Origin of the sequence: Hymenobacter jeongseonensis (genome assembly GCF_015694725.1) — a bacterium.
GTDB classification, from domain to species: Bacteria; Bacteroidota; Bacteroidia; order Cytophagales; family Hymenobacteraceae; genus Hymenobacter; species Hymenobacter jeongseonensis.
Map to the genome: position 1 here is coordinate 57,941 of NZ_JADQDQ010000007.1, position 12,947 is coordinate 70,887.

At 63.4% G+C, this 12,947-nt stretch carries 9 protein-coding genes; 4 read left to right on the forward strand and 5 right to left on the reverse strand.

From position 1 onward, the window contains the following. Positions 1-74: 74 nt before the first annotated feature. On the forward strand, positions 75-563 hold the full coding sequence (locus tag I2I05_RS14605; protein ID WP_196283015.1) for a DUF6992 family protein: 489 nt from the start codon (positions 75-77) through the stop codon (positions 561-563). Between the two features lie 220 nt (positions 564-783). Then, positions 784-1,962, forward strand: a complete 1,179-nt coding sequence (locus tag I2I05_RS14610; protein ID WP_196283016.1) for an alpha/beta hydrolase — start codon at positions 784-786, stop codon at positions 1,960-1,962. 86 nt (positions 1,963-2,048) lie between these two features. Here the strand turns inward: I2I05_RS14610 and I2I05_RS14615 are convergent, their stop codons facing one another. The 3 genes from I2I05_RS14615 to I2I05_RS14625 all read right to left on the reverse strand — a co-directional run bounded on the left by I2I05_RS14615 (position 2,049) and on the right by I2I05_RS14625 (position 5,037). Further along, positions 2,049-2,627, reverse strand: coding sequence for a type 1 glutamine amidotransferase domain-containing protein (locus I2I05_RS14615; RefSeq protein WP_196283017.1), 579 nt, complete (start codon positions 2,625-2,627; stop codon positions 2,049-2,051). Positions 2,628-2,726: 99 nt separating this feature from the next. Then, the gene (locus I2I05_RS14620; RefSeq protein WP_196283018.1) at positions 2,727-4,589 is read right to left on the reverse strand and encodes a PAS domain-containing sensor histidine kinase; all 1,863 of its coding nucleotides are present in this window, start codon (positions 4,587-4,589) and stop codon (positions 2,727-2,729) included. After that, a complete protein-coding gene (locus I2I05_RS14625) occupies positions 4,582-5,037 on the reverse strand; it encodes a BLUF domain-containing protein (protein WP_196283019.1) in 456 nt (151 codons plus the stop codon). Before I2I05_RS14625 ends, I2I05_RS14620 begins: the two co-directional genes overlap by 8 nt. A 302-nt stretch (positions 5,038-5,339) precedes the next feature. Between I2I05_RS14625 and I2I05_RS14630 the strand changes: the two genes are divergently transcribed. Further along, entirely contained in the window at positions 5,340-7,256 is a 1,917-nt protein-coding gene (locus tag I2I05_RS14630) for a T9SS type B sorting domain-containing protein (RefSeq protein ID WP_196283020.1), read from the forward strand. Between the two features lie 149 nt (positions 7,257-7,405). On the opposite strand, the gene I2I05_RS14635 is transcribed toward I2I05_RS14630, so the two are convergent. Next, positions 7,406-8,296 (reverse strand): alpha/beta hydrolase family protein, encoded by an 891-nt coding sequence (locus I2I05_RS14635; protein ID WP_196283021.1) that lies wholly within the window; start codon positions 8,294-8,296, stop codon positions 7,406-7,408. A 97-nt stretch (positions 8,297-8,393) separates the two neighbouring features. Further along, positions 8,394-10,736, reverse strand: coding sequence for a mechanosensitive ion channel family protein (locus I2I05_RS14640; RefSeq protein WP_196283022.1), 2,343 nt, complete (start codon positions 10,734-10,736; stop codon positions 8,394-8,396). A gap of 271 nt (positions 10,737-11,007) precedes the next feature. On the opposite strand from I2I05_RS14640, the gene I2I05_RS14645 reads away from it, so the two are divergent. Continuing rightward, positions 11,008-12,870, forward strand: a complete 1,863-nt coding sequence (locus I2I05_RS14645) for a M1 family metallopeptidase (RefSeq protein WP_196283023.1) — start codon at positions 11,008-11,010, stop codon at positions 12,868-12,870. Positions 12,871-12,947: the final 77 nt, after the last annotated feature.

Sequence of the window (12,947 nt, forward strand, 5' to 3'; positions counted from 1 at the left end):
CCATTTCCAGTTCTCAAAAAGGAAGCCCGCTGGGCTTCCTTTTTTTGTTTCAAATGCCTCCCTTCTTCTTTTCCATGCAACACGTTACCCTGCTTTATGAAGCCCGCGAATTGCTGTTGGCCCGCGGCATGGCCGTTCTGGCCACTTGGGCACTGCTCAACGTGGTGGTGAGCGGCTACGGCGCCTGGCGCACGCCCCGCCACCTCGAATCGTTCCACTTCCATGGCATGAACCTGGGCTGGGGCCTTGTAAATGCTGGGTTGGCAGCCTGGAGCTTGCGGCACCTCAGCCCGCCCACCGGCCTGCGCCTAGCCAACCTGTTCCAGGGACAACTCCTGAATGAGAACCTGTTTCTGTTCAACACCGGTCTGGACGTGGCCTACATCATGACTGGCTTCTACCTGCGGGCGTTGGCGGGACAGCCGGCGCGGCGGAGTCCAGCGCAGCTGGCCGGATTTGGCCGTTCGCTGTGGTGGCAGGGCGGTTTTCTGCTGGTGTTCGATGCCGTAATGTGGGCGCTGCTGCACAGGCAGGGCCAAGCCTGGCTGCCGCTATTGAATTAGGGATAGTGATGCGTGAGCTGCAATCCCATTATGGGACAAATTACCCATTTTGAGAACAGCTCAATTTTTTCAACCGGGAAATGGGTTCATAAGCCGGCGAAAACTCCTACTTCGGCTAATAAATCTGCAAGCGCGTCGTGAGCGAGCGAATTTTGAATATCACTTTTAACTGCTCCTGGCACATGGAAGTGTTTTCGCTTTGTCTCTGACAACCTTGCTTATGCGCCAGTTCATCACCGTCCTCGTTTCCTGCTGCCTGCTGATTGCCGGCACCTTCCGTGCGCAAGCCGACGTGTTTGACCGTGTTGAAGCCGTGGCGGTTACCTCGCCCGCCGGGGGCGTTCGCCTCAACGGCACGCTGCGCCTGCCCAAAGGCAACGGCCCCTTCCCGGCCGTGGTGCTGCTGGCCGAGCGCGGCGCCGACAAAAGCGACCCCAATTCGGGCAGCAACCAGCTACTGGGCAGCCTGGCCGATTACCTGGTGAACCAAGGCGTGGCCGTGCTGCGCCTGCACGAGCGCGGCCAAGGTGGGTCGGGCGGCTCGGGTGCCACCACCACGCTCGCGGAGCGGTCGGCCGATGCCATTGCGGCCCTCAACTTCCTGCGCACCCGGCCCCAGCTCGACGGTAGCCGCCTCGGCCTCATCGGGCACGGCGAAGGCGGAAACGTGGCGCTGCTGGCGGGCGCGCAGCCACTGGCGCCCAACTTTGTAGTAGCGCTGGCCGCCGCCGGTCTCCCCGGCCGGGAATTGCTCGCCAGCCAGCCCGTGATGTACGGCAAGGTGCTGGGCAACGACTCGACCGATGCGCAGCGCCAGCGCAAGTACCAGCACGAGCAAGCCGCCGCCTTGGTTGAAGCCGAGAAGCTGCGCGCCCACGGCTCCAATGCCGCGCAAGTGCAAACCTACCTCGACCAGCAGCACCTCCGCCAGAAGGCCGCCATGCGCCGCGACGCTGAGAGCAGCCTCAAGCACCAGCGGGCCATGCTCGAAATCGTGCGCCAAACCCCCGACAACAGCCAAGCTCAAGCCATTTTGAGCAACATGATGCGCCAGCGCTACCCCAACATTGCCCCGGCCGATGTGCAGGCCACCGTGCAAACGCTCACTACGCCCGCCTACCGCAACTTCTTGGCCTTCGACCCCCTGCCTTCGCTGGCTCAGGTGCAGTGCCCGGTGCTGCTGCTGCAAGGCGACGAGGATGCCGAAGTAAATGCCCCGGTGAACCTGGCCCTGCTGAAAAAAGGCCTGCGCAACAACCCCCGCGTGGCCGAGCTGCACTACCCCGGCCTAAACCACGCCCTGCAAATCATCAGTGCCATTGCGGCCGGCATGTCGCCCCCGCCCATTTCCCTGGACGCCCCGGCCGACATCCGCGCCTTTGTCCTGGGCCAGAAATAAGCGTTTCTAGTCCAACAAAAAAGCCTTTCTCTGCACAGAGAAAGGCTTTTTTGTTGCAAAGAGATTACTAGAGTGCAGGCTTACACTTAGCTATTGCCGCCGTGCTGGGGCTCCAGCATTTCTTCCACAATCTTCTTGTTGAAGGCGGGAATGTCCTGCGGCTTGCGGCTGGTGATGAGGCCGTGGTCGCAGACTACCTCCGAGTCTTCCCAGTGGGCGCCGGCGTTGCGTAGGTCGGTTTGGAGGCTGGGCCAGCTGGTCACGCGCTTGCCGCGCACGGCATCGGCTTCAATCAGGGTCCAGGGGCCGTGGCAAATGGCGGCAATCACCTTGTTGGAGCGGGCAAACTCGCGGATGAAGGCCACCACGTCTTTGTCCATGCGCAGAATATCGGGGTTCATTTGGCCGCCGGGCAGCACCAGGGCGTCGTAGTCGGCGGGCTTGGCATCGCCGATGACTTTATCGACGTCCACCTTGCTGCCCCAGTCCTTGCTCGGCCCGTCCCAGCCCTTGATGGAGCCGCTCTTGAGGGAGATGACGTGGGTTTCGGCGCCTTCGCCTTCCAGGTATTTCTTGGGTTCGTCGAGTTCCGATTGCTCGAATCCGTCGGTGGCGATGATGGCAATTGTCTTGCCCTTGAGTTTGTCGCTGCTGAAAATACTCATTGGTAGCTGTGGTAAAAAGGAAAGGCCAGGAATATGCCCGGCCTTCTGTCTTTACGCCGCTGCCAGCCGTTGGTTCGGCTGTGGGGCGGGGCCGGCGGGTTAGTCGAACCAGTAAATGGTGAAGGTGGTGCCTTCGCCCACGGTGCTGGCCACGTCCAAGTGCCCGCCGCGGCTGGTCACGATGCGCTGCACCAAGTACATGCCCACCCCGGCGCCCGCAATATGTGGGTGCTGGCGCGTGAACGGCTGAAAAACCGCCGTTGAATTATCCGGCAGCACCATGCCCAGGCCGTTGTCCTCCACCCGCAGGACGGGACGGCCGGCCTCGGTGAGTTGGCTCTGCACCCGCACCAGCGGCGTCCGCTCGGCATCGGCAAACTTGAGGGCGTTGCTGAGCAGGTTGTGCAGAATGGAGCGCAGATTGGCCCGGCCGTAGGTCAGCGTCGGGACGGCTTCAAAGTCCAGTTCCACAGCAGCGCCGATGTCCTGCACCTGGGCGCGCAGGCCCAGCAGCACTTCTTCGGCTACGCTGCGCAAGTCCAGGGCCTCGGCCGGCGCCGTCAGGCCGCGCTGGTCCTGCACGGTGGCGGCCAGTTCCTGCAGCGTTGCGTCGAGCTGAGTGAGCGCCCCATCCACCATGCCCTGAATTTTGGCATCTTCCGGGTCGTGGAACGTGGCGGTGCGGCGCAGCTCGTCAAACAGGCCGCGCAGGTTGAGCAGCGGCTGCTTCAAGTCGTGCGAAGCCGTGTAGACGAACGTGTCGAGGTCGCGGTTGGTGCGGGCCAGTTCGTCGTATTGGGTTTGCAGCACTTCGCGCAGGCGGTGCTGGTCGTCCACGTCGGTGCAGGCGCCAAACCAGCGCGGGCCGCGCGTGTCGGTGAGTTGCCGCGCCCGAATGATGTGCCAGCGGTAGTGCCCGTCGTGGCGGCGCATGCGGCACAGGCTTTCATAGGGCTCGCCCGTGGCGATGCTCTGCACCCAGCGCCGGGCCGCTCCGGCTTGCTCGCTGGGCTCGAGCAGGTTTATCCAGCCGGTGGGGCCCAATTCTTCCTGCGTGAGGCCGGTGTACTCGCCCGTGAATTGGTTGTAGTAATCAATAAAACCGTCCGACGTCGCCGTCCAGATGAGTTCGGGAATGCTGTCGGCCAGAAACCGGAGCTCGGCTTCGCCCTGGCGCAGGGCTTCGGACAGTTCGCGCTGGTCGTGGATTTCGGTGAGGGCGCCGTGCCAGAACACCGGCTTGTCGGGGGCCAGAAACTCGGGCAGGGCGCGGCTCAGCAGCCAGCGGTACTGCCCGTCGTGCCGGCGCAGGCGGTACTCAAAGTTCCAGCCAATGCCCGAGGCGCGGGCCGTATCGGCCTGGTACAGCACCCGCAGCCGGTCGTCCGGATGAATCAGCAGCGGCCAGATGGCGTTGAGGTCGGTGGTGGGCGGCTGGCCGGTGAAGTAGTACCATTGCGGACTTACGTACTCAAACTTGCCCTCCGCGTTTATCGTGAACGTGATTTGGGGCACCGTTTCCGTCAGCACCCGCAGGCGCGTGTCCAGCCGCCGGGTTTCGATGGACAGCTCGTGGGCGCGCTGCCGGGCTTCTTCCTGCACGGTCACGTCCACGGCAAACAGCAGCAAGCCGCTCACGGGCCCGCCGCCCTCGTGCACGGGCTCCAGGGCAATATCAAAATAGCGCAGCCGGGGCGGCTGCCCATCGGCCGCCGGCTGGGGGATGCAGTAGGACTTGGCCACAAACGGCCGGTCGGACTGATACACCTGCTGCATGACTTCAAGCAAATCGGCGGGTACCAGCCCCGCGGGCTCGGCTATCGACTGCCCTTCGCGGACGCCGTCCCCGAGCACTGCTCGCATGGCCTCGTTCACGAAGCCAAACCGCAGCTCGGGGCCTTGCAGCGTGACGACGCCCGCCGGCATGTGGTGCAGGATGTCCCGCAGCTGTTCCTCACGCATGGACGGACTCGACGTGCTCGGCAGGCATGGTTTCGGGGCCAAACACGGCCAAGCGCACCAAGTCCACCAGCATGGCATCGGCAATGGTGAGGGTGCTCGGCGGGGCCGTCAGTTTGTGAGGCAACAGAAAGCCTTCCAAAGCCTCGAAGCCGGTGGGCTCGAGCGGGTGAAAGGCCATGGACCACTCCGAAAAGCTGCGGGTGGCAATGCGCTTGTCCACCAGCTTTCGGACGTCGGAGTGGCGGCCGTCGCGCGAAATCTTATCAAACAATGGCTCCAGAATTTCCGGCTCGCCCTCAATAAGCTGGGCAATATGGCCATGGCTGTAAAACAGCACGCCCGTCACATTGCGGCGGGCGTTATCGTCGCGGCACTGGCCCAGCAACGCCTGCAAGTCTTCGTCGGACAACGGACGGACGGCCCGGCTCATGTAAACGATGTGAATCATATCAAAACAGCGGCCAGGCAGCAGGGCACTTCATTTTACGGTCTTTGGCGATAAGCAGTACCGCAATACGCAGTAACGAGTTGAAAGATATGTGCCGTATCGGAAACCTGAAAATGGCCGTTCCCAGTGTGCTCCGCTTCAGCCGCTTATTTCCTGCAGCAGGGCCAACGGCCTCCCAATTCGGATGGCTCTCAGTTCCCCTTGCTCCAGAAGGAGCGTTCGAGCCCGCAAGTTCCCCAGTGCGGATTTCCAGAACCGGCTGCCCGGCCCTGAATTTTATTTTTTCAATTATCTTCCAAGCCATGAATCGACTCTTACACGCGCTGCTTCCTACCTGGCGGTTTCTACTACTGCTGGCCTTGCTGGCTCCACTGGCCGCTTCGGCTACCCACTTGGTGGGCGGCGAGCTTGACTTGCAGCACCGCATCGGCAACACCTACACGCTCCGCCTCAACCTGTACTTCGACGACGTGCACGGCGACCCCGGCGCCCTCGACCAGGAGCTGATGGCCGGCATTTTCGCCAAGAACAACAACCAGCGCTTCGGCAACGTCGTCCTGCCCCTCACGTCCAATACGTTCGTTGACTACACCGACCCGGACTGCGCAGTCGGCTCGCTCCGCACCCGCAAGCTGGTGTATATCCGCGACATTGTCCTCAGCCCCGGCGTGTACAACAGCCCCGCCGGCTACTACGTGGCCGTGGAGCGCTGCTGCCGCAACGACGAGATTAGCAACATTGTGGCCCCCGAAGCTGCCGCCCAAACCTTCTACCTCGAATTCCCGGCCGTGGTGCGCAACGGCGCGGCCTTCATCGACTCCACGCCCCGCATTTTCCCGCCCCTCAGCGACTATGCCTGCAAGAACGAGTTGTTCTACTACGATTTTGGCGGGGATGACTCCGACGGCGACTCCCTGGCCTACGACATGGTGACGCCCCTCAACGGCAACACATCGGTGGCGTTTCCGGTGCTGCCCCAGGTGAGCCCCGCCCCCTACTCCCTCATCACCTGGAAACCGGGCCTCGGCACCGACAACCAGATTCCGGGCACCCCGCCCCTGCGCATCGATGCCCGCACCGGCCGCCTCACCGTGCAGCCCGCCGATACGGGTTTGTTCGTGTTCGGGGTGCGCTGCACGGAGTATCGCAACGGCCAGAAAATCGGCGAAACCCGCCGCGACTTTCAACTCAAAGTCCTCATCTGCCCCACCAATTCCACGCCCCAGATGGAGGTGCGCACCTCCGCCAGCCCCGCCGCCTACCTGCCCGGCCGCGACACCCTGCGCCTCGTGCCCGGCGGCAACCGCTGCCTCACCATCCGCTTCACCGACCCCGACCCCAACTCCGTGCTCACCATGAGCAGCCGTCCGGTCAACTTCAGCGCCAACGCGCCCCTCTTCACCACCACCCGCAGCGGCACGGTGCGCGCAGCCGGCGCCCCCGATACCCTAACCGCCACCCTCTGCTTCCCGGAATGTACCGACTCCCAGGGCAAGGTTTTCCTGCTCGATGTCATCGTGGCCGATAATGGCTGCAGCCTGCCCCGGCGCGACACCGTGCGCGTGGCCTTCATCGCCACGCAGCCGCCCAATGCCCCGCCCCTGCTCACCACCAGCTTTCCGGCGGCGCCCGTGCCGCCCGCCCCGCTCACGCCCGTCGTCATTCGCGTGCCCATCGGCACCCGCTACTCCGCCACCCTGGCCGGCACCGATGCCGACGGCCACGCCCTGGCCCTCACCGCCGCCGGCCAAGGCTTCGACCTTGCCGCCCGGCGCATGGTCTTCGCCGCCCAAAACGGCACCGGGCAGGCCGACGCCACCTTCGCCTGGGAACCCACCTGCGACGACGTCACGGCCGACGGCCTCCTCGTCCGGTTCCGCCTCGCCGAAACCGGCCCCTGCACGCCCCGCAACCAGGAACGCCTCGTCCGTTTCCAAGTCGTGCCCCTCGAAGAACCCGTCGCCTTCCGGCCGCCCAACGTCATCACCCCCAACGGCGACACCAAAAACGACGTCCTCACCATGCCCGACCTACCCGTCGACTTCTGCGACCAGCGCTTCGCCGGCATCCAAATCTTCACCCGCTGGGGCCAGCGCGTTTATCAGTCGCCCGAGCGCACCTTCCGCTGGGGCGGCGCCGGCGCGGGCGGCGTCTACTACTACCTCGTCACCTATACCGACGGCCGCAAGTTCAAAGGCTGGGTCGAAGTAATTCAGTAGCCGAACGAGGCAGCGCATTTTTCCAGCCAACTGACCGTAGCGCGATAGTAGCGCGGACTTTTAGTCCGCGTCCCCAAACGACACCCACGCGGCGTGGGGCGCGGACTAAAAGTCCGCGCTACTATCGCGCCGTAACCACAACCCCCACCTCATTTCTCCCCCAGCCCCACCACCAGCCGCTGCATCTCGTGCTGCCGAAACGGCGACCACGTCCCCAGTTCCGAGAAATTGTACCGCACCACCACCGCATTCGCATTGTCGGTGAAGCGCTCCAGCACCCCAGGCACCAGCCGCAGCATCGCCAGCACCTCATAGCTCTCATACACCAGGTAGGTGCGCCGCCCGCTGCCGTGCCGCAGCCGCTCCCGTTTCGCCACGTCAAAATACCCCGTCAGCGGCGACGAGTTGAAGGCAAACACCTTCTCCACCCGCCCGCAGGTGAAGCCCGCGTGCTGCGCCAGCCCTCCCCCCAGCGAGTGCCCCGCCGACATCACCCGCTGCCGACCCCCATACGCCGAGTCCAGCTTCGCCACCAACACCGGCGTCAGCACGCGGGCCTGCTCGTACTGGTCCCACACGCCCGGCGTGTTGGTCAGGGGCCGCACGTTGGCCACCCAATCCGCAAACTCCAGGTAGTTCGTCCCCCGAAACACCAGCACCGCCAGCGGCACCGTGCCCGGCACCGTCCGCACCCACACATCAAACACCAGCCCACTGGCCAGCCGCTGCCCCGCCGGCGCCCCCACAGCGTACCGAAACGCAAACGGCAGCCACCCGCGCCGCGCCAGCTCCCGCCGCTCCCTCACGTACTTGGCCGTGTCCTGCCCATAGTCCGGCCGATGGTCGCGGGATTGCACGCCCGAATACACGTTGGCGCTCAGCATCGCCATGTCCAGCACCAGCAAATAATCCGGGTCCACCAGCGTCGGCGTCAGCCGGGCCTGCGCCAGCTCCGCCACGCTGCGGGTATAGGTTTTAGCCTTTATCCGCACCACTGCTTGGTCGTGCGGTTGGCAACTAATACTAAACAGGAGAAGCAAACCCAGTAACGCCCAGCCCACCGTGCTTTTACTACCTAAAAATCGACTGCGCATGGAATTGCAAATTGCTTCCTTGGTTGAATTAACCGCGCCACTCCTAGCTCAGCTGCAACCCCTGGGAGGTAAACCGCCGGTAAATCCCCGCCAGAATCTCGCTTTTCGTGAGCTGCTCCTGCCGGATGTTGGTAATCCAGAACAGCACCTTTAGCTCGTACAGCTGCCCGTTCACGCTGTTGAGCAGGATTTCGGGCGGCATGCTTTGCATGGTGTAGGGGCTGTTTTTGATTTCCTCCTGAATCAGCTCGCGGGCCGTTTGCAGGTCGGTTTGCATGTCGGTGCCCGGCGCCATTTTCAGCACCAAATCCACCCGGATGTGGTCGTTCGTCCGCGTCCAGTTGATGACGTGGCCCGAGAGCAAGTCGCCGTTCGGCACAATGATTTCCGAGCCCGTCACCGACGTGAGCTTGCTCGACCGGATGCCGATGTCCTGCACCCGCCCCGCCTTGCCGGCCACCTCAATGAAGTCGCCCACGTGAAACGGCCGCTCGAAAATCAGGATAATGCCCGACACCAGGTTGTTCACAATGCTCTGCAAGCCTAGGCCAATGCCCACGCTCAGGGCCCCAAACACGATGGCAATTTTGCTCAGCGGCAAGCCCGTGGCCGCCGTGGCCAGCGCAAAGCCCACTATCACGAGCAGCAGCCGCAGCGCCACCAGCCACGACCCGCGCCGCCGCGAATCGGAGCTGTCGTCGTCGCCCACCTCCCCAAAAAAGTAGCCGATGTACCGCTGCAGCAGCGTGGAGATGTAGAGAATCACGAAGAACAGCAGGATGTTGCCGAACGTGAACACCGTGCTGCCCAGCGTGTGGGGGGCCGTCAGCAGGTGCTCCAGGCCATTATACACCGTCTCGTACTGGTTGAGGTTGGAGGTGAACACCACCAGCCAAAGCACGCCCGCCACCACCGTGAGCAGGCGCATGAGCTGGGGCTCGATTTTGTCGTAGTCAAAGTGGGCCGCGCCGCCTGCCACCAGCCGGCTGGCCAGCATTTGCAGGTGAAACGCCTCCGTAAACAGCTCAATGAACACCGCCAGTCCAATGCCCTGCGTGAGCCCAAAAATGGCCGCCGTACTGAACATCTTCGCCAAACTCAGCCGCCCAAACACGTTGCAAACCACCGCCAGCACATTCAGCCCCATAAACAGGCCCGTGACCGGCACCAAAAACCCCGGCAGCGCCACCGCCTTGCGCACCCGCATCAGCAGCACCAGCCCAATGCCCACGGCCACCACGTTCAGCCCCAACAGCCCCCAGCGCGCCCCCAGCCCCGACGTGGCATTGGCATTCACCGCCCCCATCGCCACAAAAAATCCCACCAGCCCCAGCCAGTACCAAAACGGCCGCCGCGGCCAGCTCCGCGCAAACACCGCCGTGAGCGCCAGCAGCAACAGCCCTTGCAGCAGGGCCAGGTACACGGGCGGCGGGTGCAGCTCCAGCGCCGGCGCCAGGCTGAACATCACCACCAGCGTGCCCGCCACCGGCCCCGGCCGCAGGTAGCGGAACGGCTCGTCCAGCACCAGCGTGCGCTTGCTCACCCGGCGGTAGTTGAAGCGAACCCAGCCGTAGAAGACCAGCCCAATCAGGGCCATGTACGCCCAGTTATCCCAATTAGTAGCGAAGTAGAACGCGTTGATTTGCCCCCGATAGGTACCGACCGGCCGCGCGACTTGCGCCGCCGTATCGGGCCGGGCCGCCCACAGCGGCGGGTAAGCCGCCTTCACCGTGGTGCGCCCGAACCGGCGCATTTGGTCGCCCACGGCATCCTGCAATTCCAGGGTCTGAATGTAGCTGGCCGCCACCTGGGTTTGCAGCGTCCGCACCCGCTCAAACCGCTTGGCGAGCAAGCCGCCAATGCGCTGCTGCCGCACTTGCAGCGCCGAATCGGCCCGCATCAGGGCCCGCGCGTGTTCATCGGGGTTGAGCACCCGGGCGGGGCGCGGCGCCAGGCCCTTCAGGCGGCCGTTCATCTCCTCCAGCTGCTGATGGGCAGTGCCCAGCGCCGCCCGCCATTCCGCCAGCTGCTCCTGAATGGTGCCCAGCATCAGCTGGCACATTTGCAGCTGCTTGATGTCGACCACCTGCGCCTTGTCCTCCACGCTGAGGCGGATGGCCCGCAGGTTTTCGACCACCTCGGGCAATTCTTCGGTCACGGTGCGCGCATCGAAAATCTTGCGCACCTGCCCCGAAATGCCGCTCAGCGTGGTATAAGCCTTTTCCAACCGGTCCGATTCATTGAACGCCACGGTATCCGCGGACAGGATGGTAGCCGCCAACGTGTCGGCAGAAACCGCAGTGGACTGCGCGGCCACGGGGCCCACCATCAGCAGCCCCAGCAGCAGCGCGGCGGAGTTGCGCCACCCAGCTTTCCGTGCTTTCAAACCAGTAAGTACCCCATCAAAAAACGTCATGTCGAATTCTTTAAGCTGGAAATTTACGCCTCTCCTCCTAAAGAAAGCTGGGCGCTAGTCCTGTCCGGCGTAGAGGCGCAACACCTTGCGTCTCGGCGTCCGCACCGTCTGGAAGTCGTGCAGACGACATCGTTCAACACCGGGACGCCAGCGGTTGCCGCTCTTCCCGGGCGTTGGCGCCGACCTACTTTTGCTCGCGCCAACTGCAACACCTCCCCTTTTCCCGCCGTCTGTTGTCCCTATGATTCGAATTCTCCTCGCCCTCCTCCTGCTCGCCGGCACCGCCGCCGCCCAAACCACCCCGCCCCTTTACATGCCCCGCGACATTCAGCGGGCCTACGACCGAGGCACCCGCAGCCCCGACGGCCGCCCCAGCCCCAAATACTGGCAAAACCGCGCCCGCTACGACATCACCGTGCAAGCCGCGCCGCCCGCCCGCGACATCCGCGGCCGCGAAACCATCACCTACTTCAACAACTCCCCCGACACCCTGAAGCAGGTCGTGATGCGCCTCACCATGAACATCCACCTGCCCGGCGCCGCCCGCGACGCCGACGCCAACCCCGACTACCTCACCTCCGGCCTCGTCATCGACACCTTTAAGGTCAACGGCCAGGGCCGCCCCGCCCCCTTCGCCGACGGCGGCACCGCCCGCAGCCTCCCCCTCGCCAAGCCCCTCGCCCCGCGCGATTCCATCAAATTCACCATCGCCTGGCACTTCCCGCTCTCCCTCGAAAGCGGCCGCGAGGGCGTCATCGACCCCAACACCTTCTTCCTCGCCTACTTCTACCCGCGCTTGGCTGTGTATGATGATTACGCGGGCTGGGACCGGCTGCCCTTCGTCGACAGCAAGGAGTTCTACAACGACTTCAACGACTACCGCCTGCGCGTGCAGGTGCCCGCCAACTACATCGTGTGGGCCACCGGCACCCTCCAAAACCCCGACCAAGTGCTGCAAAAAGCCGCCGCCAAGCGCCTCAAGCAGTCCTTCACCAGCGACAAAGTCATCCACGTGGCCACCGCCGCCGACCTGGCCAAGAAGTCCATCACCGCCCAAAACCCCACCAACACCTGGGTCTGGACCGCCACCGACATCTCCGACGTCACCGTGGGCCTCAGCAGCGGCTATGTGTGGGACGCCGCCAGCGTGGTAGTCGATACCAAAACCAAGCGCCGCGCCAGCATGCAGGCCGCCTTCGCCGATTCCACCGCCAACTTCCACCAGTCCGTCAAGTTCGGCCAATACGCCCTCGGCTGGTTCTCCGACCCCAAAAACTGGCCCGGCGTGGCGTATCCCTTCCCCAAAATGACGGCCTTCCAGGGCTTCGCCGACATGGAATACCCCATGATGCTGAACGACAGCCCCCAGCAGGACCCCAAATTTGGCCAGTTTGTGCAGGACCATGAAATTGCCCACACGTGGTTTCCGTTCTACATGGGCATCAACGAAAGCCGCTTTGCTTACATGGACGAAGGTTGGGCCACCACCTTCGAGCGCCTCATCAACACCAGCCAAAACGGCGCCGCTTACGCCGACGACTTTTACAAGAAATTCCGCGTCAACCGCTGGATTAACGACCGCAACTCCGCCCAGGACCTGCCCATCATCACGCCCAGCAGCGAGCTGCGCGCTGGCTACGGCAACAACGCCTACGGCAAGCCTTCGCTCAGCTACTTCGCCCTGAAGGATATGCTCGGCGATACGATGTTCAAGAAGTGCCTGCACGCCTTCATGGCCGACTGGCATGGCAAGCACCCCATTCCTTGGGACTACTTCAACTCCTTCAACACCACCTCCGGCCAAAACCTGAATTGGTTTTTCCAGAATTGGTTCTTTACCAATAATTACATCGACCTGGCCGTGGCGCCCGTCACCGGCACCACCGTCACGGTGCAGAACATCGGCGGCTTCGCCATCCCCTTCGACCTCGCCGTGGAGTACACCGACGGCACCAAAGCCACCCTGCACCAGTCGCCTGCCATCTGGCAAGCCAACCAGAAACAGGCCACCATCACCCTACCCAAAGCCGCCAAGTCCGTGGCCTTGCAACAGGGCGTTTTCATGGACGCCAACGAGAAGGATAATACCTGGACCCAGAGGTAATTGCCGATTTACCGTTCGGTTTGGGCTCGTTCCAAAGAAAGCGGAAATATTAAAATCCGATTAAAGTTGAAAAGCCG

Excerpts from the sequence above, each read along its gene's own strand:
- I2I05_RS14605 (WP_196283015.1), top strand. The coding sequence starts at position 75 with ATGCAACACGTTACCCTGCTTTATGAAGCCCGCGAATTGCTGTTGGCC.
- I2I05_RS14610 (WP_196283016.1), top strand. The coding sequence starts at position 784 with ATGCGCCAGTTCATCACCGTCCTCGTTTCCTGCTGCCTGCTGATTGCC.
- I2I05_RS14615 (WP_196283017.1), bottom strand. The coding sequence starts at position 2,627 with ATGAGTATTTTCAGCAGCGACAAACTCAAGGGCAAGACAATTGCCATC.
- I2I05_RS14620 (WP_196283018.1), bottom strand. The coding sequence starts at position 4,589 with ATGCGTGAGGAACAGCTGCGGGACATCCTGCACCACATGCCGGCGGGC.
- I2I05_RS14625 (WP_196283019.1), bottom strand. The coding sequence starts at position 5,037 with ATGATTCACATCGTTTACATGAGCCGGGCCGTCCGTCCGTTGTCCGAC.
- I2I05_RS14630 (WP_196283020.1), top strand. The coding sequence starts at position 5,340 with ATGAATCGACTCTTACACGCGCTGCTTCCTACCTGGCGGTTTCTACTA.
- I2I05_RS14645 (WP_196283023.1), top strand. The coding sequence starts at position 11,008 with ATGATTCGAATTCTCCTCGCCCTCCTCCTGCTCGCCGGCACCGCCGCC.